Raw genomic sequence first — 26,129 nt, 5'->3', positions numbered from 1 at the left:
TACCCAATATTTAACAAATGCTAAGTTTATCCTAGCAGACAGTGGCTATCAAGGCATAAAACACATACATGCCAATGCCTTTACGCCACTAAAAGCAACCAAGAAATACCCATTGGTACAAGAAGTCAAAGATTATAACGCATTATTGTCTAAAACACGGGGGAGGGTAGAACATATCTTTGCCAAGTTTAAAGCCTTTAAAATGTTCTCAACCACCTATCGTAAATCATTGGCAAGATTTGAGCTTAGGGTGAAGCTCGTGTTTGGGTGGATTGGATAGTTTTGCAGGATGTCTAATATAGCATTACAAGATGCATCGGTATTTTTGCAATATCCTATATAATGTTTGTATATTTGATTAACACTTGATTCCCAATCTTGAATCTGCACATCATTTAGACCAGCATTCTTTTTATAGCTAACCTGTTTCCATTTTTGCATGATGGTGCTACAGCTAGCTCGTAGGTTGGGTTAGCGATAGCGTAACCCAACGTATTGATTTTAAATCAATTGTTAGGTTTTCGCAAGCTCAAACCAACCTACGTGCTTGCCCCATCAAATCCTCAAATCAAGAATGGTGCTAAGTTGCTGTCTGGATACCTGCCATGCTGAAATACCATTTATTCTTTCTGATAAATATAAGTAAAAACGTTCAATATGATTGGGATTAAAATAATAAATCGGAAAATAGTTCGAATAACTATCAAATATTTTATCAAAATAAAAGTCCGAAGTTAGAACTTTTTCACTTTGTGTAATAAAAACAAAGCTCTCGGTCATAAAAAATACATCATCATCAACTTCTTCACAAGCAGGATAGGCGTTTTCTTGCGAAAAGATAGTATAAAGGTGCATTTGCTTTACATGGCTTTCTGCCGATTCGTAATGCTTAATCAAACAAACCGTATTGCCAGTATCAAATAAAAACTTGACAGCATCTTTCCATTGCTGGATATACTGCTCTATCCCCCAATCTTTTGTGAATAATTCAAAAGTCTCATAACATTCATCTAAAAGAATTTTTGCGGTTTTATTACTTGGATTAATCTTTATTAAATCTCTCATGGCGCCCTACTTTTTAAAAATCCTTAAATTAGCATCAGCTGTGCCCAATCTTTTGCCTTTATTATCAAAAATTTTCCAAACCCCGCCATTATGACTATCAACATCAGGTGTAATGTATCGATTGCCTTTTTTGTAAACTGGCTGTCCATGACTATTAAAGGGGTATTGATTTGTTTTTACGCCATTATGTAGCACCTGCACAAAACAAAGGTCTAATAAAAGTAGGTAGAAAACCACCTACTTTTTACTCTAGCATTTAAATCATGCAAACATTGCTATAACTAGGGTATCTAATGCACATTCTAAAGCAGATAACTTACTTTGGTCAATCTTGCCAAGACTTTTTAACTCAATTTTGCAAAAATCATGTATCTGTTTCGATATTCCAGCAATATCCTTATGCGTTTGTGATGTATTATCATATTTTGGAATCGCTAAATATTTTAAAACATCAATGCCACGATTAGTTTCTACGGCATAACCATCAATGATATTACGAATTGTTGGACTGTTAATTATGCCACATACAAAATAGGCTTCATCGGCTGATTCTAAAGCAAGATATAAAACCTTTGAATCAACCATAATTATTTTATCTGTACCTAAAACGCTATTATCATAGTTAATTAGGCTTTCTTCGGCATTGCCAACCACAACCGCAGACATACTACCAGTTTGCTCTTTCCAAAGCACTTTATAAGGCGCGTAGGTATATTCACCCACATTGTCTAATCTATAGAAAGGGTTTTTATTGGGGTCAAAGAATTTGCCGTTTTGCACTCGACTATCGAACAATTCCTTTTGATAAAATTCTAACCAGTTATAGGTCAGAGGATGGGTTTGTAATAATTCCGTTTCGGGAATGCCGTATTTATGCTCTTTGCTGTGCGGTACTAAAATATACTCATTACTAGACACATACCATCTTTGAATATTACGACCACCGAGCATTGGATAAATAAGGTCTGTTTCTACAACGCCTTTATGCTCACCTTTATTCAAAATATCTTGTCTGCGTTGGCGTGAAATATCATTAACGATAACCGCTTTACCATTTTGCATAGGATTACAGGCAACTGGTTTTTTAAGTATATAAACACCTTTTGCCCCAGCAGGTTCAATACCTTTTCTACCACGATAGAATCGTTCTTTATCCATATCTAAAACTTTTTTAGATAAGGTTAGCTTATGACTTTCAAGCGTGAGCCACGATGATTGTAAATCAACGCTTGATACAGGATCCGCTGACAAGACTTGGCTATCAATCATACGACTGACATCCGACCATTTAGCATGGCTATCAAATACGGTTTTTTTTAGCAGCAAGGTAGTCCCAATTATGGTAATTATCCATTGGGTAAATCATCTGTTTACCCTTTTCAAAGAAAATTGCCATTGAAGGAATAGTAAATAATTTGATATTTGAAAAATCATCTAACCGATAGACACTAAAGGGAATATCTTGTCCCTTACGCACGATTTTGAACTTTCTAAAACCATGACCGCCTTTAGATGACTTGATAAATAGCGAGGTAAGATACCTATTACCCATCATCTGATAGACAGACCACAGATTGCCAATGAACGCCCAAGAATCGGTGATTAGGAGTCGGATACTGTTCTTGGTAGGTCAGGCAAGGCTTGTTTTGTTACTTTGGTAGATAGATGTAGTCGTTTTTTAATTTGCACAACCGTCAAAGCCAAAAAAGCAACCTTGGTCAGTCAAGCCATCATCAATGCCTTAGTGAATCAGCCTGTGCATACAATCACACCAGATGGGGGGGAGAATTTGCCAAACATCAAGAAATAACAGACCACTTAAAAGCAACCATCTACTTTCCACCACCAAGACAGCCTTGGCAAAAAGGAAGCAATGAAAACACCAATGGGTTATTAAGAGAATATTTCCCGAAAGCGTCTAATATTAACCATTGGGACAATCAATACATACAAACAAAGGCCGCCAAACTCAATCTGCGACCTAGAAAATGTTTAAATTGGCGAACACCTTATGAGGTCTATTATCAAAAGGTGTTGCAGTTAGTTTGATGATTCAAGATATTAATGGATTAAATCAATACTTAACATTCACCCCCAAACTAAAATTCCTGCCCATTTGTGGAATATAAGGCAAATGCGTTTCGTGGGCATAGACTTTTTGGTCTAACAAATTATTTGCATTAAAGAAAATTGAGTAATCCAAACCGCCTTTATAATTTTGATAATTCACGCCCATATTTAATAAATGATGACCTTTGGTTGGGGCTTCAAATTTGGAAACTTTATTCTGGTCAAAAGTGCGAACATATTCCATACTGCCCGACCATTTATCATCAAAATCGGCTTTGACTTTTGCCCCGAGTCGCATTGGCGGTAGGCGTGGCGTGGTGCGGTCTTCTTGGTCGGTGTAGGTTTTGATTGCAGGTCTGCCCCACGATGCTGGTGTATAATCAGAGACAATTGGTGGCATATCGTGCAATTTGCCTTTGATATAATCGCCAAAAACAGACGCATAATAATTGTCATTAAATTGATAACCAACGCTCGCTTCTGCCCCATAAAATTTGGCAGGGCTTTGGTCATAACGGTTAATGCGTAATTTTTTAAGATGATTAACCCTTGCCGTCCCTAGATATTCGTTAATGGTGGACAAATAAATATAATTGTCAAAATCATATAAATACCCCGCCACTTTATAATCTAATTTATCGCCCACAAACTTTAAGCCAAGTTCATAATTATTGGATTTTTCTTTGGTCAAATGCCGATTGCCAATTTCAAAAGAATTGGTGGCAAGGTGCATTCCGTGCGTGTACAATTCTTGGCTGTTGGGTAAGCGTTCTTGGTGCGATGCGTTAAAGGAGAGCGTGTAGTCTGGCAAAAATTTCCAATGCACGCCCAAAGCATAAGAATGGGCGGTGTTTTTGTGTGGTTTGGTGGCGTTAATGGCATCGTCTATCGCTTGTTGCAATTTTTCGGGGTTTGACTGCAAATTGCTACGCTCTCTCATTATCCAATCAATGTGCTTGGTGTCATAATCCATTGCCACGCTTTGTTTTTCTAGGCGAGTGCCAAGCTCTAACTCCACATTGCCGACATTGTACTGCCCCATTGCAAATAATGCCTTGTTTTTTAACATATTTTGGGTCAAAAGCTGGCGTTGTCGCCATTCGGTTTGGGGCGACAAGGCACTATTGTCCTGCTCTGTATATTGTACGCCCCACAAGGCTTTGGCATTTTTAAATGGCGTATGGGTCAGCTCCGCACGAGCCACTTTGCCTTTATTCATAAAAGAAGTATTAACGACATCGCCTTCTTTTTCATCGTGCCGATAATCCACATAACCAACATTGGCACGCACTTTGTCCACAAACGGCACAGGGTTGTCCCATTCGCTACGCAAATCATAACGGCGAGCGGTCAAATCCACAAAGGGCGTGCCGTGTTTGTCGTGTTTTTTATGTACGCCGTGCGAGTGGTTAAAATTGGTGTGGGCGTGGTCGGCACAGTCGGGGCGTGGGTTGATATAATTAACATCGTCTTCATTGATAAGCTGGGGATAAGTCGCCAAATACGGTCTGTCCCACAGGCTATCAAAAATAGAAATCACCCCACAGCCTTCATAAATGGCGTTGTGGGCAGGCAAGCCGTATTTGTCCTTGCGTTCGCTGATTGCCACGCCCACATAGCCTTTGTTGCCAATCCACGACAACCCCAAACTGCCCGCTTTTGAATCCGCCCAGCTTTCGGGCAAATAATCAAACTGATAATGCTGAATGGTGGACAAGTCTTGTTCTAATATCGCTTTTTGTGCCAAATAGCCCGCTTCATCGCTGATAAAGTAGGTCTTATCCCGCCAAGACAATGGCGTGCCGTTTTTGATTGCTTGCCATTCTTTTTCCAAACTGGCTAGGCGTTCGGGGGCTTTGACATAGCGGTCAATTTGATTTTCATTGTCAAAAGTGGTGTATTGATAATTAGGCGTGCGATAATTGCCTGCCGATTTGTGCAAGCCTTCCAAATGCACGGCAAAATTTTGCCCCAAGCCAAAAGTAATCGCCCCTGTGCCAAGTTTTTCATTATTACCCGTATTAAAGCGAACCCCTGCTTCGCCTGTAATCGGCTTGGCGGGCAATTTGGTGGGGATTTTGTTGTCCACAATATTGACCGCCCCTGCCGAATTGCCTGATTTATATAATAAAGTGCTGACCCCACGCACCACCTCGGCACGGTTTGCCAGCACCGTGTCCACCATCACGGTGTGGTCTGGTGAAAGATGAGCCATATCAATGACATCGGCATTGTTTTGCAAAATGGTAATGCGTTTGCCTTCTTGCCCACGGATAATCGGAGCGGACGCACCCCCGCCAAATTGGTTGGAATGAATGCCAAGCTCGCCGTCCAAAGCATCGCCCAAAGTGGTGGCTCGTTTCTTTAACTCATCGGCTCGCACGGTTTGGTCGGAGACATTGGCTCGTTTGCCCAAAAGGTTGGCAAGGTGCTTGGCTTGGGTGGTGGTAACTTTTAGCGTGCCAAGATGGGCGGTGGGAATTTCATCATCGGTGTCATCAGCAAAGGCAGACAAACTTAGGGGCAACAAAATGGCAACAAGTGCCAAACGCAGTTTGGTAACAGTCATTACTTTTCCTAAAAAATTTGAATTGTATAGCAAATTGCCAATTTGTTTTTTATTTGAATCTCAAAATGTCATTCTTGAATTTTTATATTATAACATATTTTTTTTATATTATAACAATAAAAAAACCGCCTTGACCATCACCAAAGCGGTTTTTAAATAGATAATACACCTTCATGCCGATCAACATCTGGTGTAATATATCGATTGCCTCTTTTATAGACTGGCTGCCCATGACTATTAAAGGGGTACTGACTGACTCTTCTATATCCTAAGGCTTGTGCGGCGACAGTTGCTTCTCTGGTTGTGGCAAAATATCTACAATCATTATGCACCCACACCCCATACTGACTGCCTTGTGCTGAGACAAAGTAGGTATGGGGTGTTGTTGATGGTTAGGTTGTAGGCGGTTAAATCTTCTTGGGCGATTCTGACGGATTTGACCGTTTGCCATGAGTCATCTTCGGATAATAATTGATAACCTGATTGTAGATTGCTGGCATCCACCCAGACACCATGCTCAATCTCGCCTTCATACCGATGACCTTCTGATGATGGTGGAGTTATTGTACCATAAGGTACTTTTGCAAAGAATGGGTGGATGGCATTTGATATTATGGTTTGTTCATTTCCTTGTGAATCAACAATGGTAATATATACAGTTTCTTGATACTGATTGTGATACCAATTGGTGACAGGCTGGTAGCTGTACTTGCCCGTATATTCATCACGAGACCAAACATAATCCCCAATCTTGATGGATGATATTGGTTTGTATCCGTTCATGGTTGAGATTAGAGTACTGCCATGAAATGAGCAGCTTTTCTTAACAGCCTGAACAATTCTACGACTGCCTGATTTAACAATCTTATAGCCATACTTGCCAATATTACCCGCAATAGCTTGAGTAATATAAGACTCACCTTTTTCTTGAGCCAGCTGTTCAACGGTCTTTTTGCCTGACTTTAAATCTTGTATATCTTGATAGACTTGATAGGCGGTGTATGCCTTATCTAATACATAGATGATTGCAGGAATGGCAGCCCAAACAGCATTATTCTCCACCGCCACCCCAGCTTCACTCGCTGCGGTATCCACATCAAAGTCATAGAGTAGGACAATAGAGCTTGCGATGAAGCCGTAGGTTGTGTTGAGACACAAAATATAACAAAATCAATGAGTTATGACATAATTCTGGGTCATGCTATCGCCAACCCAGCCTACGAGCTCAACAGACTCAAGGCTTAGTTTGGAATGTTGTGTTTTACATTCGTTCAACCCAGCTTACGAGCTCAGATATTGCGCGAATAAGATTGTTTATTACCCCTTAATGGTGTGGCATTCTTTGTAATTGAGAGAGGGATTTTTCCTTAAAAAATCAACCCATAACTGAAGTATAGCTATAAAATTTTTTAATGTTATTGATACACTTTTATCTTCATCATGGATAAAATATATTACTAAATTATTATTATTTTTTATCACTCCATACGAGTTGCTACTCATATCAAACTCTATATTGTTTTTTGCATTGTAAATACATTCTTCAAAAAAATCCATATGTGATGTAAAACAACCACCATGATCCAATAAATACATTGCTAATATATCAAAATCATCAATTTCAACTGTGGGAAATAATTCATCATTAAACAAATAATAATAAAATTTTAAGTTCATATAAAACCTATTTATTGTACAAAGGGTAAACTGTGGTTTTTGGAGTTAGAAACCCTTCAACGGCAACCCCTAAAGGTGTTTTTCCATACCACATACCATTCTTAGCTTTATTGGGGTCAGGATGAGTAATTTCGTGTTGAATCCGATTTTACAATATTCATACTATCTATTAAAGCCTTAGAGTATCGAAAACTTACTATTTAAACACTGCCGGAAATTTTTCTTAGTGTAGGCATGTTCAATCACCTTTTACCTTTTTGTAATAAATAATTTTTTCTATATTCTTCAATAGATAGTCCATTAGCACCGCCACAGTAATCTGGGTCTATTATTTGAATTTTATCATATTGCCATAAACATATTGGGCATATATCAAATTCTTCATCTTGATGAAATTTTGTTTGATTACAACACGGACATAAAAATTCATCATCATTAATAAATGTTATCTTATTGAGCATTCCAATATTTCTCCTTATCTTTTGGCTTAAACATTGTCTTAATATTACCATTTTTATCTTTGATAGCAAAAGTATTCGTAGATGGTTGATAAAAAAGAACATCCCCATTAGATCTAGTTTTTGTTAAGGTTCCAGCAGGTGGATTTTCCACAAAATCTCTTGCAAATCTATAATAGTCATTCTGAAATCTTAATTCAGGAAATTCACTTTTGTGTTTATTCCAATGAATAGTTAAATTTTGATTAAAATCTCGTGGTTTTCCTTGCGACCAAGTATAACCATAACTATCGTCCCTATAAACATTATTCTCAATTCTCCTAGCCTCCCCCAACACCCTTTGAGCTTCATCTTTACTTTTAAAGACCTTGCTAATTACTTTGCCACCAGCTTTAATGACATATCCGCCAGCACCACCTGTTACAACCGCAATAGCAACTTCTTCTGGGGTGGTTGGTACAATAAATAGACCTACTTCTTTAAGTATTTTAAGACTTTTTTCACCGTGATATTGACCACATTGATTTGAAGGTATGCCTAAGGATTGACATTCTTCTCGTTGTCTTTTATAGATATTAGATGCAGCAGTTTTTGACCACGCAGCATTCCACCTCACCGCCTCCGCAGCCATATCAGCAGCAACATTCACATCTTCACCAGCAAAGGCAGCGGTGATGCCTGCAATCAGTTTGACAGTATTTAGGGTATGGGTGTTTGTGTATTAGGCTTTAAAAGGTTTTTAAGCGTACTGTTTCACCATTTCAATAACAGGGATATAATCTTTATCATGACTCCAAAACAACTCTAATAATTGTAACACTTCATAATGACCATTATAAAAATGAACATTGCCACCTTTTTTGAGCATCAGTTCAAGTACATCTAATCGCTTTGGTATCATACCTATCATTGCCAAGGGTATGACATTGTCTCTATTAGGAATATTAGGGTCAGCCCCTGCCTCCAGCAAGGCGATAGCACCATCAGCATTCTTTGACCGCATGGCATAGTGTAATGGGGTCATACCATAAACATCTTGGGCGCTGATAGGAATGCCTTGGTTGATGAGTTATTTCACTGATAAGCTAGTCTTGTAACTATCAGAACTAGGACTTAGTAAAATTTGATGAAGCCAGTTCCATTTTGAGCTTTCTGAAATATCAAAAATACAATGATTTTTTTTTGAATTTATCAAATAAAATTAAAGCATCTTCAATCATACCCTTTTTCAAGAACGATAAAATTTCAGCGCCCTGAAATTCAATATCTTTATCATAATTCATTATCTAATACCTCTTTTGCGTTTAAATTCATTGATATCATTGATGATGTCTTGTAAATCACCATTGCCAGGTTTCTCATTGTAATGACCCATATTATCCGATGCGTTTTCAAGTCTGAAATAATCAGGACGAGAATTAACAAAGCCATTAAATTGAGCTTGGGTCAGACCTGTTTGCTCAGCTGCTAAAAATTTTGAGCATATTTTTTCATTAAATTATAGATATCAAACACCCATTGCTCTTCATTTTCTGTTGGCAACCAACTTTCCAAAATGGTTCTATTAGAGCCATCGCCCATAATGTTATGAACATTGCCACCTTTTTTGAGCATCAGTTCAAGTACATCCAACCTATCTTTGGTATAGCCAACCATGGATAAAGGTCTCAATCCATCTTTATTAGGAATATTAGGGTCAGCCCCTGCCTCCAGCAAGGCGATAGCAGCATCAGCATTCTTTGACCGCATGGCATAGTGTAATGGGGTCATACCATAAACATCTTGGGCGTTGATAGGAATACCTTGGTTGATAAGATAGCTGATGGTGACAGGTGGTGGCTCATCAGGATTCATAGAATCCGTGACTTTGTGAAGCCAATTTTTTTTATCTCTATTGACAGTGGATAAGTTGTGTTGGGGGTGTTGTTTTAATAAATTTTCAGCAAGAGTAATATTGCCTAAACATAATGCATCTAAAATCTCCACACCGCTCATATCATAACTCATCATCTAATACCTCTTTTGCGTTTAAATTGATTCATATGTCTAATGATTTCACCCAAATCATCGCTGCCAGGTTTCTCATTGCGATGACTCATATTATCCGATGCGTTTTCAAGTCTGAAATAATCAGGACGAGAATTAATAAAGTCATTAAATTGAGTTTGGGTCAGACCTGTTTGCTCTGCAACTAACACTAATCATCTGTATTTATCAAAAATCTACAGCCTGCGAGTATATCAAACTTAATTGTGCTCAAAATGGAATACTAAGTTAGATTCATCAAACTCAATCAATCCCATGGATTTCAAAAATTCTTTTTCATCAAGCTGTCCATTTTCCAAAAAACAAGATTTGCTGACAAATAGGCAATCAGTCCAATCTTCATTTGGGATTAACTTGCGAAGCTCATTAACAATATCCATTTCCAATTTGTTGTTAAAATTTTTATTTAATAAATCATTGACCAACGAGATAATATATTTATTTTTCTTATACTCATCAGAAAGTTCGTATTCTTCTATTTTTTGGAAAAATTTTTCATAATCTAGTCCATTTTCTTTTGTGCAATAGTCGTTAGTCCAGAAGATATAGTCACCCCATTTTGGGTCTGGCAATATGTCATCCAATTCAAGCATAATATCATTCTCTCTGTCTTCTGAACTTTCAGCATTTAACAATTCTTGTATTAAAGACTTTGCTTTGATGATTTTTTCTGCATTTAGATTGCTCATTTTTTACCTCTCTTACTTGTTTTATCAGCATGATCTTTGGGAGTTCTGATAATAATATTATCAAGATTGTAAATTGTACCACCATCTCTGATTTCTATGTTATGGTCTAACTCATATCTTTTGTTATTGCCATTATACTGAGATTTTGGAGCAATTGGAGCATTACCTCGTCTCATAAGGGCTAGATTTTGTGGGTTAAAATTTTGAGCAACTGCAGGGTCATTAGCCATTTCTTTCCAAAAAGTACTTCTAAATTCATCAAAATTGCTAAAACTTCTCCCTGATAATTTATCAGCTACTTGTTTTGGCACGGGAGCGGAGTTGCCACCTTTAAACAAACTCTCTCCGATTTTTAATTCTTGCAAACTCGTTGATGAAAATGCTTTTCCTGGACTACTTCGTCGCTCACTTGCTTTTTTTGGTGATGGTAATGTGCCAGTAGGAGTTATCTCTCCACGCTCCAATTTTTTAGTAACCTGAGCACCATTAATTTTTGTCGCTCTTCCTTCTGCCTTTAAAACATCCACACCCTCTTGAATGGCACTTTTCATGCCCTTCACATCATTGGCGGATTTGGCAGTATCATAAGCTTTTTTTGCTTTATGAGCTTTTTGAGCTACATCCCCCAAACCAGGTATAAGACCTATGGTTGCAAAAACATAATCACCAGCAGTTTGAGCCTCTGCAAAGCCTTGTATGTCACCGACAATGGGAATAAAGCTAGTACCGATTAAGATGTACTGCTTGTTACGACTGATGGCTTCATACAACTCAAGACTGTAAGAGCCGTCAGTATCATTTACGATTTCATCCCATTCATTGGGATACATCTCTGCAAAAGCATTATTTTGAACCGCCTCCGCTGCCACACCAGCAGCCACATTGACATCTTCACCAGCAAAGGCAGCGGTGATGCCTGCAATCAGTTTGGCTTGATTGATGAGTTTGTCTTTTTGTGCTTGGGTTAGGGTGTTTGGGTCATCTACTTGATAATCACCCCACATCTCACCAACGACAGCGCCGATGCTGCCTGCTTCACAACGATTTCCTGCCGCTTTGGCAGATAGACAGCTTGTTAGGCTTTAGGTTGAGCCATTCTTACAAAAACCAAAAATTTCAAAACATTTTTCCATAAATTCTGAATTGTGCTGCTATTAGCTTAGACTAAGGGTTTTAACATTAAATTTTTAACAAAAATTCACCATAATTTTTTGGCATTAAAACAGCGTCATAACTAATTATATCCATATCGACGGAAACAAATACTCCTTTTGTAGGTTTAAAAATTTCGTCAATATTATAATTTTTATGTAACATTAATAGAAAATTAAAATCATCCGTCTTCCTTATAAAACTACCTGTCAAGGTATCAAAAAAATGCAAATAACATAAACCACGAACCCAAGACTTTAATAAAAAATTCAAATCATTTGTATTTAATATTTTTAAATTATAACGACTTAAATTATTGATTCTTTCTATAGGTTCTTCCATATCGAAAAAATAGTCACTAGAGATTTTTTTCAAGTCTTCAAGAAATATTGCATATCCTAATCTATCTACTGAGAAATAATTTATAAACATATTAATAAATTTTACGTGTTGCTTTTCTAACCACAAATAGTGACTTAGTATATCGTCATTTTTGCATTTTATAACATCAGAAATGTCATTCCAAACCTTGCCTGAGAAGTTATAATCAGGTTTAAATCTAGATATGTTATAAAAATTAAACACTGCTAATCTCCTACTCTTTCTAAATGGATATTATAACTACCCAATCTTTCACCAGTCTTACTACTGCCTCTAGATGCTATATTTATTGCTGATCTTTCATCGTTTACTCCCTTAAAAATATCCCCACTATGGCTTGTATTTGAACGTATAAGGTGTTTAGGGTTTCCTTTTTTGTTATAAAATAACTTAACTCCACCAATTGTTTTACTTTCATATCCAAATTTAGAAGCAATTTTTTCCAAATCACTAAACGAGTAAGGATTTGTATTTAAACCTCTTTTTTAACAATCATATCAATTTTTTCTTGACGATTGTTTAAATTCGTACCCCCAACCAAATCAATAATGGCTTTTGCATCATCAAATGTCAATTGACCATCTGCTAAAGTAATTAAATCATCAACAAGATCAAAACCTTCTTTTCTTAACACATCTTTAAGGTCTTTAATTGTAACCTTGCTATTCTTTACAGCAACTTTGACGAGCTTTCCTGCTATTTTGACAGTCTGAACAACAGCTCTTAAGCTATTATTCTCCACCGCCACCCCAGCTTCATTTGCTGTGGTATCCACATCAAAGTCATAGAGTAGGACAATAGAGCTTGCGATGAAGCCGTAGGTTGTGTTGAGACACAAAATATAACAAAATCAATGAGTTATGACATAATTCTGGGTTATGCTGTCGCTAACCTAAGCCTACGAACTATCATACATCATACTTGCGTATGACCATCTGATCTCCTTCATTTTTAATGATTATTTTACATGTATCAAGGCTTAACTCAAGTCCTATCTTGATAAGATTTTCATCAATAATCATGCGTGCGTCATAAATACATGTTGAGTCTTTTAAGTTTAAAAAATCAAACATATCTTTTATTTTTATCACACCGTAATCACCCATATCAACTTTCTGCAAACAATTGCCTGCTGTTATATCCAAAGACTCGCCATCTTCATTGCAGGACACTGTTATGGCAGCATCATCAATTATGAGGCAAATATCCACAATGTCCTCCATAAAAATTTCTTGTTGATAACTATCCACAAAGTAAATACTTGCCATTACATTTTTCAATGTTTTTCCAATAATTTGTTTCACATCTACCATAATTACTTACCCAAAGCTTTTTTTAAGGATGTATTATTGATGCCATTTTTTAAAATAGTAACAAAAGTACCATCTGTTTTTGTAACTACAACATCATTGCCCTTGATTCTAAAATGAACATTGCCCCTCGACCCATTAGAGCCCTGACCTGCAAAATCACCCAAGACAACCATCTCTGGTTTTAGAGCTATATCATTAATTATCCGAACAACCATAGCTCTATCTTCAGATTTTGATGGATCTCCACCAAAATCACTGACATGTTTACCAAGTTTTTTTCCAAGTTGTTTGTTTTCAAATTTAAAATCTGGAATATTGGATATTCTAACAATATTTTCACTTGTTGCAGTATTGGCAGGCTTTGATGTAGAGCTTGAACTAGAAGTGGATTGAATTTTGCCAGACTTTCGACCAGCTGGCGTTAAATTATTCACAAAATTCAACGCATGCTCTGCAATTTCTTTATCTGTAGCATAACGCTCCCCATCTCTTAATTCGCAAGTCAACCCAAATACTTCATAACAAACTATCCAATGCCCTTTTTCATTAATTTTATGGATAGCATTATTCTCCACCGACACCCCAGCTTCATTCGCTGCGGTATCCACATCAAAGTCATAGAGTAGAGCCACAGAGCCTGCGGTGAGTTTGGCGGTGTTTAGGATTTTTTGTTTATCTTCATCACTTAGGATAAGAATTTTTTCACCATCAGGTAGGGTAACTTCATGAGCATTGCTCATCCAATCACCCACCATCTCACCTATGATAGAACCAACAGCCGCTGCCTCGCAAGACTGGTCTTTGGCTTTGGCAGATAGACAGCCTGTCATGCCAGCGGCAAGTTTATGAGCGACATTAGTGATAAACTCTGTATCATTGAAGTCCAGTGGTTTGACACCATGAGTATAAATACCAGCTGCTGCGGTATCAACCAGTTGATTGGTCAGATGTCTTTTTAGGGACTCTTCTAGGCTTTCGCCATAGATTAAGCTATCTGTCAGAGCGTGACCTGCACCTTGTACAAAGGCACGAGTGAATTTATCACCAATGGTGGCAGTGGTTGAGGTATCTACTTGCAGAGTCTGAGCTAAGAATTTATCCAGACTGGCAGTTGCCCCAGCTGTCAGCACGGCTCTTGCCATGTTTTTGGCAGTTTGTGATTTGCCTAGGTCTTTGAGTGTTTTATTGACATCGCCTTTGTTATTGACTAGGGTAGTACCTGCTTGGGTGACTAAGGAGGTGAAGGCAGCATTTGCCATCGCTGCTGTCGCAGAACCTGCTGTGACAGATACGCCCATCGAGCTTAGCACAGACACACCGCCACCAGCCGGTTGCCATCGATAAAGCAATCGCCAGTAGCGCTGCTCCTGCTGGGGAGAGTCCTTCTTTTTTGTAGTCCCATTCTTCTTGGGCAAGTCTAATGGCGGTGAAGTCCACATCATCACGCTGAATGATGTCACTTAGGTAGTCAAAGCCTGGGTCGTGGCTTAGTCGTGTCAGGACATTGACCAGATGGTCTTTGTCATCCGGGTCGTCTTTGTTGATGGGCACTTGTACAGCCAGACCGCCTGTGGCATTGAGAGTGGGGGGTAACACCAATGAATGAGGGCAACTTGGCATCTTCATTGATATAACCCGACTCTGAAATGGACTGCCAGACTAGATTTTCAAATTGGCGAGATTGACTGACACTGACGGTTGTGCTGATGGTGTCTAGGATGATCCTAGCATCAGCCACTGCTTTATCACCTACACCAGCCGTGATGCTTGCCCCTTGTAGATTGGTAAAGCGGGTGCCTTGTAGCTGGGTATTGCCTCCTGACCCACTTTGACTATAGTTAGCAATCAGGCTGGTTGGCAGCTCGCTGATGATTTGCTTGCTGTCTTTGGTATTGACTTTTCTGTATTTGATGCCAGCAAAGCTAGAAGTCGTTTTAGACTCCACTTCTTTGACATCCACTTCCTGTACAGCATAAAGACCCAAAGCTTCGCCAGCCTTAAGCTGAATTTGACCTGCTGGTGCATTAAATTCAGTAGCATAGGCATATAGATTATCATTCGCCTGCACTGAGATGGCATTGGCGTTTAGCTTGACTGCCTCGCTATCGGCGATTTGCTCCGTGGTCGTTGTGACAGTCACTTTCTTTTTGACACCACCCCAGCTTTTTTTCTTGAAAGTGTTGGTTTCTTTATCATAGATACTGTCTTGACCAGCTTGCAGAATGGTACTGCCAACACTTTGGATGGTAATGCCAGCATCGCCTGCTTGATAAGTGCCGCCTATCAGTAAGATGTTGCTGTCTGATGCTGGCTGTGATGAAGGGTTTCCTGTTTGGGGATTGCTAATGGCTTGGATGACAATACCATCTTTGGCTGTGATGGTGCTTGGCTGATAATTTTTATGCAATGCATAAGCATCATCAATTTTTGAGATGATTTATAATGAAAATGAATAAATTTTATCTATATCTTTATTTTCATAATAATCTTTTATTGCAAAACCGTCTTTAAAATAATTTAAGAAGTAGTCAACATCAAAAAAAGCAGATTTAATGCTATTTATAATACTAAAATCAATGTCTTGAGATTGGATACTAAGCCGTATCTCTTCATTTATATTTTCAATTTCTTTTTTTGTTAGAAACTCTTCAAAATTCAAAGTGATTGGAATAATATCATTCTCTTGAAATGATATTTCCATTTTACTTGAATACACGATAAATATTCTTAACTTTGCTTTCGTATAATTAGAACTATATCCATGCATAAAAAATGCTTTATCACCAATAGAAAAATTACCTACGGTATGGTAATATTCTTTATCATCAATCATGATTTCTATAGATATCATTTTTACCTCGCAAAAATCAATGAGTAGATTTTTTAAAAAGCACCAACAATCATCTCGGCAGTCTATTTTTGATAATATACTATCTGGATAGTTCATCTTATGATTATCCAAAATATCAGGGTCAGAAATATAAATTTCCATATTTTCAACACCAATAGAAACTTTTTTATCATATAATTTCAATGATAAGTAGTTCTTAATAATACCGTAGTCTGGTGAAAAAAAACAATCATCGATTCCTGTTAAGTCATAATTATATATCATAAATAGCACCTCTTATTTTTTCGTTATGGTTATTTCAATAAAACTTTCTGATTTTATTGGATTGCCGTCGCTTTGACTAAAACCATTGTTCTGTACTGGTTTTTTGATACCTTAAAACCTTTTGATTCTGCCTCTTTTATTGCTTGATTGACAAATTTATTATTAATTCGACCTTTTGCATTCAATGAAGCAGCTCGGTAGGTTGGGTTGAGGTGCAAAACCCAATAAATTCAATGAGTTACATCATAATTCTAGGTTACACTATCGCTGTTTGTCTTATGAGCTATAATTAGCCTGAAGTCTATTTTATTATATAATCAAAACGATCTGCCCGGCCAAAACTCTCATCTTGCTCCTTAACTCTTTGTAAGACATTAATGATTTGGTAGAATACTGACGCGCCCATGAATTTTTTTGAATTTTCAGAATTATTCCAAATAATACAAACCGGTCTTTCCACCCCCCCCAGAAAGCAAATCCCAAAGAGCATTAAGATTATGCCCATAAAACTCTGTTACATCACACTGAATTGCTAAGGTTCTATGAAAATCTTTTTCAGTTTTAACAATATTGCCATCAATCATAATTTGATTCATTTCCATCTCCCTATAAAAGTTACAGATTGATAATGGTCTGTTGTAATATATAACAAACCATCGTTTGAATACAAGAGTCTTGTACCTGGTTGTTTTGATCTGGATATGGTATTTTTAAGACCAACATCCGCCTCATACCAGATTCTCCTAGGTGCATTAGGTACAACACTGGGAGTATTCCAAAAGATATCTCCTCCAATTTGCTTACCTGGGTTTGTGCTATTTAAAGCCTTTCCTGTTTGCCATCCATTTTTCCCCGCCTCAATTTTTGTAATGTAATGACTAGGCAACCTTCCATTTGAGCGCAAGCTCTCAATAAGAGAGTTTGCTGCTTCAGTAGTTCTAAGATCCAAATTTAGCCTCACGCCACTATAAGAGCTGGTAGCATACCCATTTACATGGCTAACAGTGCCAGATAAACTTAGTTGATTGGTAGGGGTTGCTTTTTTACCAATTGGCACAAACATTAAAGTTCCAGCCACAACCTGAAAAGAGCCTTGTCCTGTTTTTCCTTGTTTAACACTCTGAATGCCGCTTGCTATCATAGTGCTGCCTGTGGCAATGCGAACAACATTCATTACCTTTCCAGGAGCTGCAAATACAGCATCACCACCTAAAGATGCAACATCACTAACCTGCTTGTTTATATTGCGTTGTGTTGCAGCATTCCAAAACATTTTTTCATGTTCACCACCTGTGCCCCTATTAAACAGATAGTCATTTGGCTTTAAGGTGGAGCCGGTATGATTTGTGAGCATGGACTGAATATGTGATAAACTACTGCCACCAGCATAATAGTAGTTTAGTATGTCTCCTAGTGCCATCAGTTCACTATGGCTGAGTGATGATGGATTTTGCCTGTATTTATCTATTAACTGATTTCCAACTTGGTCTAAAATAACTAAATTGGTTAATTCTTCAGCCTCAGCCAAAGTCATTTTATATTGTCCGAGAATATTTTTGCCTCGTCCCTGAATTTTTTCGTAGAGATTGTAAAGTTTGTTGAAGTTTCGTTGGGTTAAAGCATTATTTTGAACCGCCTCCGCTGCCACACCAGCAGCCACATTGACATCTTCTCCAGCATAAGCGGCAGCGATGCCTGCAATCAGTTTGGCTTGGCTGATGAGTTTGTCTTTTTGTGCTTGGGTTAGGGTGTTTGGGTCATCTACTTGATAATCACCCCACATCTCACCAACGACAGCACCGATGCTGCCCGCTTCACAACGATTTCCTGCCGCTTTGGCGGAGAGGCAGCCTGTTAAGCCTGCGGCAAGTTTATGGGTAATGTTATCTATTAGGGTATCTTTGTCCAGTGGTTTGACATAATCGGTAAAGATCTCACTGGCGACAGCATTGGCAACTTCACCACGCAGATTTTTAATTAATGACTTTTCAAGACTGGTACCATATATGGCACTTTCAAGCAGCGCAGTTGAAGTGGCGTTGGCGATACCTTTGCTGATTTTATGGCTAAAATTGTGGGAGTTGGCTATATCACCCACACCAAGACTTTTTGAGAGTGTTTGGTTGATTTTGCTACCAATCCCAGCGCTGGCAATGGCAAAGGTCAGTTGCTTGATGTTTTGTTTACTACCAAGCTCTTTTAATGTTGCCTTAATATCTCCTTGATTGTTGATAAGACTGATACTGGCTGTGCTGACCAGTGATCCAAATGCAGCAGAGCTCATCGCCCCCAAAGTACCTGCTGTGCTAGCAGCGATGCCAGCATTAGTTGCTGAACTCACAATAGATGCCGAAAGTTTTGACCCAAGACCACCTGTCGCATAAGCCACTGCAATCGCCACAATGGCTGCTCCAGCAGGTGTCAAGCCTTGTTGTTTGTAGTTCCATTCATCGTTACTTAAGATGACTTGTTGCCAGTTGATGTCATCACGGTTGATGAGTTCGTTTAGATAGCTATACTCTGATTGACTGGCAAGGGTGATGATTTCATCTTTGAGCTGTCTTTTTTGAGCATCCTTTTCAGATATGGGGATTTGGACATTTAGACCGCCTTTGGCTTCAAATGCACACCTTCAAGCAAAACACTGTCTTTTAATTGGTTACGAATGGTTCTCTCATCATACTTGATGCGATGGGAAAGCTCTTGAGTTGTGAGGTAGGTTTGTGTCATAATGACTCTCCATTTAAGATAAAGTTTTCATTAGTAATATCTTTGTTATCACTAATGAGCATATTTTATCTTATAAAATTATCATTTGAAAGTATTTTTTTATCATTTATGGGATTTTTTTTGATGATTAAGCTCAATTTACCAGTTTTATTTGCCCAAAAAGGCATACGAGTAGCCGATGCAGATCGAATGTCAAAATTAGGACGATCTACATTGTATAGAATGTACAACAACGAAGTGACTCGTATAGATTTTGAATCTCTGAATGAGCTTTGCAAATTGTTAGACTGCACACCAGGAGACATCATTATCTATGAAAAGGATGATGAAAATGAATAAAAAATAGGCGAAATGAAAAATGGGGGTTGGTGTCAATTCAGGCTTTTTAAAAAATATGAAATTTTCACGATGGTCACGTTTTGGTCACGTTTTGGTCACGCAAAGCTCTAAGCACGAATCGCCTCTCTTTCCCTGAGTAATTTTTTATAAATAAATTTTTATTATAACCCATTGAATTTAAAACAATAAAAAAGCCTAAATCTTTCGATTTAGGCTTTTTAAAAACTGGAGCGGGAAACGAGATTCGAACTCGCGACCCCAACCTTGGCAATGTCAGACACCAAAATTACCTTAAATTACTTCATATATAAAAACTTTATATAACAATAACTTATATCATATTTTTTCTCAAAAATTATTTGATAATTAAAGTATTTTAAGATAAAATAAATTTTATTTGGTTACCATAATTTTACTGTAAACTGATACCAACCAAAATTATTTTTATCATGATGGCTAAGCATAAATCCTCAAAACCACCCAAAATTACAACCCTAGAATTTTCATCCAAAATGACCTTTTTGGTTCATGAATTCGCCAAAGATTCCTATGAGCTGTTTTGTGATATTTATTCAAAGTTAAATTTGAATGTTATGGCTGATTTTAGCAATAAGATAGTTAATGTCATAAAGTCAGGTAACGCCTATTACTTTTTTGATGATTACGAATATTTTATTAACCTGCAAGATGGCGATGTCATTTATGCCAGATTGGCCGATGGTCATGAAGTCAATATCAAGCAAGCTGGTTGGAATGCGGTTTTTGATTTTATTAAAACCATTCGCCCAATCAAACCTGATATCATCAGAGCATTTATCAAGGCACTTCCTGATGATGTTGTTATTAAAGACATAGAGTATCAAGGCAAGCTTAAAATTGCTGATGTTCTAAGACGCCTTAAAGAGCCACGATACAGATTTGATTATCAAGACAAAAAGTTATCAGCACTGCCCTATCATCGGGGTATGCCAACATTTGATGATTTGATTATGGAGGTGATTAATGAGAGTGTATGATGAGCGTGTCATTCGAGATGCCATTGCCGTCCTAATGCCCGACATTGATAATGACAAGCATGATGACAGCATTAAGCAAGCCTTTAAGGTGCTACTTGGTCTAGAGCCATCATCTTTTATGGGTATCCACGCTAAACAATCTGACACTCATCTACCCGATGATCTCCAAGAAGCTTTCGAAAGCTACAAAGGACGCTTGAGCGATAAAAACTATCAATTTCGGGCATTTATTGCAAGCTTGTATGACCTTGACCCCTTGGATGTTAATAACATTACCTATGAGTGGCAATGGCTTGCCAAGATATGTCATTTTCTGGTGTATTTTGCCACCATTAATACCAATGACAATCGTATTGAGAGCATATGCAGAATGGCAAGGCTTTGGCATCATCCCGGTCATGCACAACATGAGCTTTGGGGCGTGTGCCATCAAAAACTACAAGCAGCAACGCTAGTAGAAACCTACCAAAACTTTACCCATTATTTAAACCATCTTACAACCAATAAAGCACACAAGAGTGTCATCAGCCAATTTCACATCCCTTATCGGATGATTGCTTTTGCCCATAATCAACAAAAAAAGATTCACCGCAAGTTTCATGGCAAACAAACCAAAGAATCAACGCTCAAACCCAGAACAGTCCCTGTAACAATAGAAGATGATGACAGCGACACCTTGGTGGAGATTAAACAGTATGAGACAACTTTTCATGACATTGATATCAATCGCGAAAAGCTTGATAACACTCCTATTGATTTTATATTCATCAAGCAAGATTCGCTGCGAGTTCATGAAAGCTATTCAGCTGCTCAAATGCATCAAAGAATACAAGCAAAGTTTCATCATGCCAATCAAAATGAGATGTTCTTATCAACCAGTTTGCGTTACCTATCCATTTATAGCATACAGGCGTTGTTTGCTAAATTGTGGCAATATTTTTTAGACCCAAGCGCAACCAAGCTATCACTTGATGCTTGCGACATTCAAAGGTCGGTCGCACTCCTACTTCTTAGCCTATATACAGGACGCACCATCTTTGAGCTATTAACAGACATTGAACAAAAAAGCCGTGGCATTGTCGAATATCGCCGTGGTGGTGCCATATGCCGTCTCATTGTCCGTCTTGACATCACGCCCTCTCGCATCAAGGCCGGTCGCGTACACAAAGTATTGGCCAACCAAAGTACTGTCATGTACCTGCCTTTACCAAGTCAGCTCATCAAGGCGGTTGATGCGTCATCGGCAGACTATTTAGATGATGTTATTAGGCTTTTAAAGCAAGAGCTTAACATGCCTGTTCTTAGTAAAGGCAGAATTCAAACAGCGTTGTATGGCTTTATATCTCGTAATGTCTGCACCAGTCAAATTGCCAGTATCATCACAGGCAGAAATTTACACAAAAGAGCCGACCTGTGGTATTGTTCAGTCAGTCAAGAACAGGTATTTACCTATTATCAAGATGCGATTAAAACAATGGCACAAGGCACACCCAATGGCATTGGCACATCTCACCTAAACAACAGTGTCATTACCAATCAGGATTATATCGGCAGTCAAAACTGCCCAAGTTACGCCCTTGCAACCAAATTCCTTGACTACTTACGCCAAGAGGTTATCAGGGCAAAGTCCTTTATCGATAAGTTTAATGCATATAACCTATGGCTTTGGCACATCTTTTTGTTATTAACCTCCATACGTGCAGTGGATGACGCTCCTGGACTACTCAATCAATTCAATCTTGATGCAAACATTGCTTGGATATCAGACAAAGAAGGTCGTAATTCGAGCGACAGTCAGCGATTGGTGCCTATTTGTGATTTTCTATTGCAAGCGATACAAGACTATTTGGCATACCTAAAACAATGCCAAAGGCTCTACGGCAAGCTGTCTTTTGACTTACAAACCAACATTCATCAGATTCTAAATTCACAACGCCCCCTATTAAATCTTATGGATGAGCATTTTGCCATGAAATCTTTAAGCCCTGGTGTTGTCAGGCAGAACATTCATCAGCACTTTCGTTTTAAAGAAGACTGGACACGACACCTAGGTCAAAAGTATTTGCATGAAAGTGGTGCACAGCAAAGCTTGATATTATCTGTCTTTGGTCATGAGATGAGCGAACAAGAAAGCTGGCACAAGCACTCCTCCATGAGTGTTAATGACATCATGGGGCTAAAAGAGCATTATCAAGGCTTGGCTTGCCTATTAAAGTTGGAGCAAATTCATGGCAAATAAACCGCACCACAACGAGCCACTCTGCGGTCATTACAAACGAAGCGTCAAACGTAAAGAAAAACACCACAAAGCCTCTCGTCTTGCCACACGCATTTGTCAAGAATCTTGGCAAGTATTTTTACTAGACAATAAAGACGGTGTTATTACCGATGAAAAGATAACACAGCTGTATGATGACATCTTGGATAAAATCGCCAACAGTTTTAGCTCAGGCGACATGGCAACTGCTGTGATGCAGCGGTATAAGTTTTTTAAAAAAATCAATGACGTCCGCAAAAAATCACAGCTTGAACCCATAATACTACCAAGCATTGCCTACGAGCCGAAACGCCCTGCCAACACTAATCATTTGGACAGCTTTTTGTATTTAAAAAAAGCACAGACCATTGTCCAAAACGCCCGCAACAATTGGCAGACCGAACATGACATTTGCCTGACAGACGCCTTGGCTTGGCTCATCTTCTCGCTCATGGCATATGGCGGATGTAATGATGACAAAGTGATTTACGCCTTTTATGATGCTTATATCAAAGGTCGCCCCATCTATCAATTGCCCAATCACGTCTGTGTGATGTGCGTGGATACTGTTAATGACCGCTATGGACGCAGAACAGCTGATGATAAGGTGTGTTATAGCAGGTGGGTGGGGGTTGATGATGTCAGTCTTTTGTGGCTTAATTACATTAACAGGCAGTTTGGCAAAATCTCCTCTTATCCCAGCTTTGGGCAGGTCGTGAGCAGACTTGGCGATTTTATCCAAGAAAAAATAGACAAGGACGGGCTTGCAAGAAGCGATTTTTATCGGTACATCAACTTATTTTGGCAATTGTTACCGAACTCAAAAATTGACCAACAAATGGTTGTTGTTTTAACAGGTAAACAGCGATATACTGCTGTTAGTGAATCCGCTTTGCTTGAATATTTTGCCCCAGTACATCTATCAAAGGCGGTGCTTGACGATGATTTTTATTTAAAAACCACACTCTTAACAAGCACCACGCAGTCCACCCTCAATCAACAGCCCGTATTCAAAGATGACATGGTAAATCACCTGCGTCATCTTCTAAAACAAAAACGGGTCATTGACATCAACTCATCGTTATCCACCCTAATGGCCACACCCTTGGCAGACAATCATAAGGTGCTTGTGCTTTGGATGCAGATGCTTCTAAATGACAAAAACAAACCTTCAACCGCACAAAGATATCTTAGCGAGATTGCTCAGGTGTTTTTATCGCTCACACATGACTCACGCTTCATGGACTGGAGTCAAGAAGATTATGAAGATTTGTATGATGACATGGTTGCTAGCAAAACTCCAAACAAAATCGGCTTTACATGGACGGTGATTAAGTCCTTGCATCGCTGTTTGATGCGTTATTATGGCGCGCCAGCGATGATGCTCCGCCATCAATCCGATGCCTTAATTGTTAGTGACTGCCTGATTAGCCCGACATTGTATCAAGCACTCATTGCTGGGATTCAATCACAAAAGTCGCTAAGCGACTATCATAAAGCCATGCTCACCATCATTCTAAGCCTTCTATATCGAACAGGCATGCGTATTGGCGAGCTACTAGGTATACGAGTGGATGATGTAGAATGCCCAAACAACAATGAGCGTTACTGTGCCATCATTGTTCGCCCCAATCACCATCGTGATTTAAAATCCTATGACGGAGCCCGTCGCTTGGTGCTGTCCGCTTTATTAAAACACGATGAATGCAAAGCCTTTGTCGCCTTTTGGCAACATAAAAAATTCCAAAAATCCACCTATCTGTTTACACCAGACCATCACCACGAACCTTTGGGTGCTCATGCAATTCACTATGTTTTAAACACCTTTTTAAAGGAGCAACACCCTCACATCACACCTCACAGTTTTCGCCATCATGCTATCTCTATGTTGGCATTGATTGTGGGTGTTGATGATGAGGGATGGGTGAGTCAATGGAGCGATTATCATGCCAATGAGATACGCCAAATTCGCATTCATCTGCTTGGCAAGCAGCACGCCGTCAGCACCAATCATTGGCAAAGTCTTAAAGGCTTTGCAGGACACGCCAGTCTTGAAACCACCTTTGGGTCTTATATACACACCGCTGATTTGATTGCCATCGGTCAGATGCAGCGTAGCGACATCACATTGCCAATAACCTTGGTCAGTAAATTCACAGGGCAAAAAAGTGGCAGTTTTAATACTTATGCCAAAGGAGTAGCAGACTTTGCCCAGGGCGTGGTTCATCTGGGTACAATCCGACCTTTACTTATCAAAAAACTCAAAGCTCACACCCTAAAGACTGATTTTAACAATCCATTGCCAGCTCTTGACAACGTGGAGGTAGTACAAAGTAGTCAGCCAGCACATCCTCAACAAAAAATGGCAGTTAAGCGACTGTTTGACTGCCCTTATTATCACGTGGACAAACTGTTAAATGACTTGGAGCAAGGGGCTGAGTTGATTGATGCCAGTCACGCCAACTTTGTCTTTGATGATGCTTTATTTATGTATCAAAGAGCTTGTGCATTAGCTAACCCTAGCAGCCCCAAACTTAAAAACAAACTCATCGGTTCTCAAAGAAAACCCAAATCTGCACACCCACTGATAGCTCCAACGCCTTTGCATTATCATCAAGAAATAGCATTGGTTTCTTTGTGCTTTGACAACATCAAAAAACATTGCCAAACAGAACAAGGTATTCAAGAGATGGAGCGTTTTGTGGGACTTTTTTATACCAAGGTAAGTAGCAATAAATCACAGATTCGCTTTCGATTTAAACACAAAGATGACTGCTTGTTTTATTTGAAGATTGCCACAGCCATTCTGCCAAGCAAATATTGGCGTATCAATGTCTGCCAGTTAGATACACCTAAACAAGTAGGCAATGAAAATATGCACCCAGAGTGCAACCATGACACCACACAAAAACTCACCAAAAGACTTTTAAAAGAGCTAAAAAACTTTGAGGGACAAATTACCCACAAAGCTGATTATAATGGCTATGCTGTCAGTGTTATCAGACCCAACGCCAAAGGCAAACCCGCTCCAGATGAGCCTGCATCTGCCATCATGAAATATGTGTGCCATTTGTTGCTTGTGTATGGGTTTGGTCAAGAAAGAAACTAGGTTGATCTTTAAATGCTGCAGGTTGGCCCCTCGCTCACCCGACTCTATAACCATCAAGAATAAATTCTCTGATGATTTGATGACAGCGATATTTAAAAATCATGGTTTATAACCTAAAACAATATAACAAAATCTAGCCACTA

Annotated in this window: 29 protein-coding genes and 2 pseudogenes; 6 read left to right on the top strand and 25 right to left on the bottom strand. The window is 38.7% G+C overall.

Annotated features, from left to right (window positions below):
- Positions 1–22: 22 nt before the first annotated feature.
- Positions 23–280 (top strand): annotated as a pseudogene (locus AAX10_RS10685) (transposase family protein); the annotation flags it as partial.
- A gap of 275 nt (positions 281–555) precedes the next feature.
- Here AAX10_RS10685 and AAX10_RS08820 read toward each other — a convergent pair.
- From AAX10_RS08820 to AAX10_RS08810, 3 genes are all read right to left on the bottom strand, one after another.
- The gene (locus AAX10_RS08820) at positions 556–1,065 is read right to left on the bottom strand and encodes a hypothetical protein (protein WP_046698698.1); all 510 of its coding nucleotides are present in this window, start codon (positions 1,063–1,065) and stop codon (positions 556–558) included.
- Positions 1,066–1,071: 6 nt separating this feature from the next.
- The gene (locus AAX10_RS10680) at positions 1,072–1,260 is read right to left on the bottom strand and encodes a toxin C-terminal domain-containing protein (RefSeq protein ID WP_197972012.1); all 189 of its coding nucleotides are present in this window, start codon (positions 1,258–1,260) and stop codon (positions 1,072–1,074) included.
- A 66-nt stretch (positions 1,261–1,326) separates the two neighbouring features.
- Positions 1,327–2,391 (bottom strand): hypothetical protein, encoded by a 1,065-nt coding sequence (locus tag AAX10_RS08810; RefSeq protein WP_080947143.1) that lies wholly within the window; start codon positions 2,389–2,391, stop codon positions 1,327–1,329.
- A 357-nt stretch (positions 2,392–2,748) separates the two neighbouring features.
- Here AAX10_RS08810 and AAX10_RS10675 point away from each other — a divergent pair, with 357 nt between their 5' ends.
- Positions 2,749–3,114: an IS30 family transposase gene (locus tag AAX10_RS10675; RefSeq protein WP_149038884.1), complete on the top strand. Its 366-nt coding sequence runs from the start codon at positions 2,749–2,751 to the stop codon at positions 3,112–3,114.
- Positions 3,115–3,139: 25 nt separating this feature from the next.
- Here the strand turns inward: AAX10_RS10675 and AAX10_RS10130 are convergent, their stop codons facing one another.
- The 22 genes and pseudogenes from AAX10_RS10130 to AAX10_RS10535 all read right to left on the bottom strand — a co-directional run bounded on the left by AAX10_RS10130 (position 3,140) and on the right by AAX10_RS10535 (position 19,265).
- Complete coding sequence (locus AAX10_RS10130) at positions 3,140–5,704, bottom strand: TonB-dependent receptor (RefSeq protein ID WP_080947141.1); 2,565 nt, start codon at positions 5,702–5,704, stop codon at positions 3,140–3,142.
- A gap of 152 nt (positions 5,705–5,856) precedes the next feature.
- A complete protein-coding gene (locus AAX10_RS10670) occupies positions 5,857–6,036 on the bottom strand; it encodes a toxin C-terminal domain-containing protein (protein WP_158580362.1) in 180 nt (59 codons plus the stop codon).
- Positions 6,029–6,862 carry a polymorphic toxin-type HINT domain-containing protein gene (locus AAX10_RS08790; RefSeq protein WP_149038883.1) on the bottom strand — a complete coding sequence of 278 codons (834 nt, stop codon included), beginning with the start codon at positions 6,860–6,862 and terminating at the stop codon, positions 6,029–6,031. The genes AAX10_RS10670 and AAX10_RS08790 overlap by 8 nt, the downstream gene beginning before the upstream one ends.
- Positions 6,863–7,021: 159 nt before the next feature.
- Positions 7,022–7,381, bottom strand: a complete 360-nt coding sequence (locus AAX10_RS08785) for a hypothetical protein (RefSeq protein WP_046698696.1) — start codon at positions 7,379–7,381, stop codon at positions 7,022–7,024.
- Positions 7,382–7,623: 242 nt separating this feature from the next.
- A complete protein-coding gene (locus tag AAX10_RS10665; RefSeq protein WP_081261264.1) occupies positions 7,624–7,842 on the bottom strand; it encodes a CPCC family cysteine-rich protein in 219 nt (72 codons plus the stop codon).
- A gap of 597 nt (positions 7,843–8,439) precedes the next feature.
- Positions 8,440–8,542, bottom strand: a pseudogene (locus AAX10_RS10700) (VENN motif pre-toxin domain-containing protein); the annotation flags it as partial.
- Between the two features lie 36 nt (positions 8,543–8,578).
- Complete coding sequence (locus AAX10_RS10400) at positions 8,579–8,863, bottom strand: ankyrin repeat domain-containing protein (protein WP_046700393.1); 285 nt, start codon at positions 8,861–8,863, stop codon at positions 8,579–8,581.
- A 443-nt stretch (positions 8,864–9,306) separates the two neighbouring features.
- The gene (locus AAX10_RS08765) at positions 9,307–9,846 is read right to left on the bottom strand and encodes an ankyrin repeat domain-containing protein (protein ID WP_046700700.1); all 540 of its coding nucleotides are present in this window, start codon (positions 9,844–9,846) and stop codon (positions 9,307–9,309) included.
- The gene (locus AAX10_RS10655; protein WP_080947138.1) at positions 9,846–10,037 is read right to left on the bottom strand and encodes a GH-E family nuclease; all 192 of its coding nucleotides are present in this window, start codon (positions 10,035–10,037) and stop codon (positions 9,846–9,848) included. Before AAX10_RS10655 ends, AAX10_RS08765 begins: the two co-directional genes overlap by 1 nt.
- A 48-nt stretch (positions 10,038–10,085) precedes the next feature.
- Entirely contained in the window at positions 10,086–10,574 is a 489-nt protein-coding gene (locus tag AAX10_RS08755; RefSeq protein WP_046700392.1) for a hypothetical protein, read from the bottom strand.
- Positions 10,571–11,578, bottom strand: coding sequence for a VENN motif pre-toxin domain-containing protein (locus tag AAX10_RS10565; protein ID WP_080947137.1), 1,008 nt, complete (start codon positions 11,576–11,578; stop codon positions 10,571–10,573). The genes AAX10_RS08755 and AAX10_RS10565 overlap by 4 nt, the downstream gene beginning before the upstream one ends.
- Before the next feature lie 175 nt (positions 11,579–11,753).
- Positions 11,754–12,311, bottom strand: coding sequence for a hypothetical protein (locus AAX10_RS08745; protein ID WP_046698694.1), 558 nt, complete (start codon positions 12,309–12,311; stop codon positions 11,754–11,756).
- A gap of 2 nt (positions 12,312–12,313) precedes the next feature.
- Positions 12,314–12,553, bottom strand: coding sequence for a toxin C-terminal domain-containing protein (locus tag AAX10_RS10395; RefSeq protein WP_046698693.1), 240 nt, complete (start codon positions 12,551–12,553; stop codon positions 12,314–12,316).
- 26 nt (positions 12,554–12,579) lie between these two features.
- Positions 12,580–12,882: a hypothetical protein gene (locus AAX10_RS10390; protein WP_226997769.1), complete on the bottom strand. Its 303-nt coding sequence runs from the start codon at positions 12,880–12,882 to the stop codon at positions 12,580–12,582.
- A gap of 133 nt (positions 12,883–13,015) precedes the next feature.
- Complete coding sequence (locus AAX10_RS08735; RefSeq protein WP_046700391.1) at positions 13,016–13,420, bottom strand: hypothetical protein; 405 nt, start codon at positions 13,418–13,420, stop codon at positions 13,016–13,018.
- 2 nt (positions 13,421–13,422) lie between these two features.
- Positions 13,423–14,718, bottom strand: coding sequence for a DUF637 domain-containing protein (locus AAX10_RS08730; RefSeq protein WP_158580360.1), 1,296 nt, complete (start codon positions 14,716–14,718; stop codon positions 13,423–13,425).
- Complete coding sequence (locus AAX10_RS10125) at positions 14,621–14,971, bottom strand: hypothetical protein (RefSeq protein WP_158580358.1); 351 nt, start codon at positions 14,969–14,971, stop codon at positions 14,621–14,623. Before AAX10_RS10125 ends, AAX10_RS08730 begins: the two co-directional genes overlap by 98 nt.
- Positions 14,943–15,827: a hypothetical protein gene (locus AAX10_RS08725; protein WP_046700390.1), complete on the bottom strand. Its 885-nt coding sequence runs from the start codon at positions 15,825–15,827 to the stop codon at positions 14,943–14,945. Before AAX10_RS08725 ends, AAX10_RS10125 begins: the two co-directional genes overlap by 29 nt.
- Before the next feature lie 30 nt (positions 15,828–15,857).
- Positions 15,858–16,535 carry a hypothetical protein gene (locus tag AAX10_RS08720; protein WP_046698690.1) on the bottom strand — a complete coding sequence of 226 codons (678 nt, stop codon included), beginning with the start codon at positions 16,533–16,535 and terminating at the stop codon, positions 15,858–15,860.
- A gap of 428 nt (positions 16,536–16,963) precedes the next feature.
- On the bottom strand, positions 16,964–17,131 hold the full coding sequence (locus tag AAX10_RS10385; protein WP_226997768.1) for a barstar family protein: 168 nt from the start codon (positions 17,129–17,131) through the stop codon (positions 16,964–16,966).
- Positions 17,128–18,960, bottom strand: a complete 1,833-nt coding sequence (locus AAX10_RS08705; RefSeq protein WP_080947135.1) for a DUF637 domain-containing protein — start codon at positions 18,958–18,960, stop codon at positions 17,128–17,130. Before AAX10_RS08705 ends, AAX10_RS10385 begins: the two co-directional genes overlap by 4 nt.
- A 176-nt stretch (positions 18,961–19,136) precedes the next feature.
- Positions 19,137–19,265, bottom strand: a complete 129-nt coding sequence (locus tag AAX10_RS10535) for a hypothetical protein (protein WP_257791639.1) — start codon at positions 19,263–19,265, stop codon at positions 19,137–19,139.
- Here AAX10_RS10535 and AAX10_RS10560 point away from each other — a divergent pair.
- The 4 genes from AAX10_RS10560 to AAX10_RS08685 all read left to right on the top strand — a co-directional run bounded on the left by AAX10_RS10560 (position 19,227) and on the right by AAX10_RS08685 (position 25,986).
- Positions 19,227–19,604, top strand: a complete 378-nt coding sequence (locus tag AAX10_RS10560) for a helix-turn-helix domain-containing protein (protein ID WP_335583250.1) — start codon at positions 19,227–19,229, stop codon at positions 19,602–19,604. The genes AAX10_RS10535 and AAX10_RS10560 overlap by 39 nt on opposite strands.
- A 593-nt stretch (positions 19,605–20,197) precedes the next feature.
- Positions 20,198–20,620 carry a hypothetical protein gene (locus AAX10_RS08695; protein ID WP_149038882.1) on the top strand — a complete coding sequence of 141 codons (423 nt, stop codon included), beginning with the start codon at positions 20,198–20,200 and terminating at the stop codon, positions 20,618–20,620.
- A complete protein-coding gene (locus AAX10_RS08690) occupies positions 20,607–22,859 on the top strand; it encodes a hypothetical protein (protein WP_046698688.1) in 2,253 nt (750 codons plus the stop codon). The genes AAX10_RS08695 and AAX10_RS08690 overlap by 14 nt, the downstream gene beginning before the upstream one ends.
- Complete coding sequence (locus tag AAX10_RS08685; RefSeq protein WP_046698687.1) at positions 22,849–25,986, top strand: tyrosine-type recombinase/integrase; 3,138 nt, start codon at positions 22,849–22,851, stop codon at positions 25,984–25,986. Before AAX10_RS08690 ends, AAX10_RS08685 begins: the two co-directional genes overlap by 11 nt.
- Positions 25,987–26,129: the final 143 nt, after the last annotated feature.

Source organism: Moraxella bovoculi (assembly GCF_000988745.2).
In the GTDB taxonomy this organism is placed as follows: domain Bacteria; phylum Pseudomonadota; class Gammaproteobacteria; order Pseudomonadales; family Moraxellaceae; genus Moraxella; species Moraxella bovoculi.
This window is presented reverse-complemented; position numbering and strand designations above follow the sequence as displayed.

Excerpts from the sequence above, each read along its gene's own strand:
- AAX10_RS08820 (WP_046698698.1), bottom strand. The coding sequence starts at position 1,065 with ATGAGAGATTTAATAAAGATTAATCCAAGTAATAAAACCGCAAAAATT.
- AAX10_RS10130 (WP_080947141.1), bottom strand. The coding sequence starts at position 5,704 with ATGACTGTTACCAAACTGCGTTTGGCACTTGTTGCCATTTTGTTGCCC.
- AAX10_RS08785 (WP_046698696.1), bottom strand. The coding sequence starts at position 7,381 with ATGAACTTAAAATTTTATTATTATTTGTTTAATGATGAATTATTTCCC.
- AAX10_RS10665 (WP_081261264.1), bottom strand. The coding sequence starts at position 7,842 with ATGCTCAATAAGATAACATTTATTAATGATGATGAATTTTTATGTCCG.
- AAX10_RS10400 (WP_046700393.1), bottom strand. The coding sequence starts at position 8,863 with ATGACCCCATTACACTATGCCATGCGGTCAAAGAATGCTGATGGTGCT.
- AAX10_RS08765 (WP_046700700.1), bottom strand. The coding sequence starts at position 9,846 with ATGAGTTATGATATGAGCGGTGTGGAGATTTTAGATGCATTATGTTTA.
- AAX10_RS08755 (WP_046700392.1), bottom strand. The coding sequence starts at position 10,574 with ATGAGCAATCTAAATGCAGAAAAAATCATCAAAGCAAAGTCTTTAATA.
- AAX10_RS10565 (WP_080947137.1), bottom strand. The coding sequence starts at position 11,578 with ATGTGGGGTGATTATCAAGTAGATGACCCAAACACCCTAACCCAAGCA.
- AAX10_RS08735 (WP_046700391.1), bottom strand. The coding sequence starts at position 13,420 with ATGGTAGATGTGAAACAAATTATTGGAAAAACATTGAAAAATGTAATG.
- AAX10_RS08730 (WP_158580360.1), bottom strand. The coding sequence starts at position 14,718 with ATGGGCGTATCTGTCACAGCAGGTTCTGCGACAGCAGCGATGGCAAAT.
- AAX10_RS08720 (WP_046698690.1), bottom strand. The coding sequence starts at position 16,535 with ATGATATATAATTATGACTTAACAGGAATCGATGATTGTTTTTTTTCA.
- AAX10_RS10385 (WP_226997768.1), bottom strand. The coding sequence starts at position 17,131 with ATGAATCAAATTATGATTGATGGCAATATTGTTAAAACTGAAAAAGAT.
- AAX10_RS10560 (WP_335583250.1), top strand. The coding sequence starts at position 19,227 with ATGGGAAAGCTCTTGAGTTGTGAGGTAGGTTTGTGTCATAATGACTCT.
- AAX10_RS10535 (WP_257791639.1), bottom strand. The coding sequence starts at position 19,265 with ATGACACAAACCTACCTCACAACTCAAGAGCTTTCCCATCGCATCAAG.
- AAX10_RS08695 (WP_149038882.1), top strand. The coding sequence starts at position 20,198 with ATGGCTGATTTTAGCAATAAGATAGTTAATGTCATAAAGTCAGGTAAC.
- AAX10_RS08690 (WP_046698688.1), top strand. The coding sequence starts at position 20,607 with ATGAGAGTGTATGATGAGCGTGTCATTCGAGATGCCATTGCCGTCCTA.
- AAX10_RS08685 (WP_046698687.1), top strand. The coding sequence starts at position 22,849 with ATGGCAAATAAACCGCACCACAACGAGCCACTCTGCGGTCATTACAAA.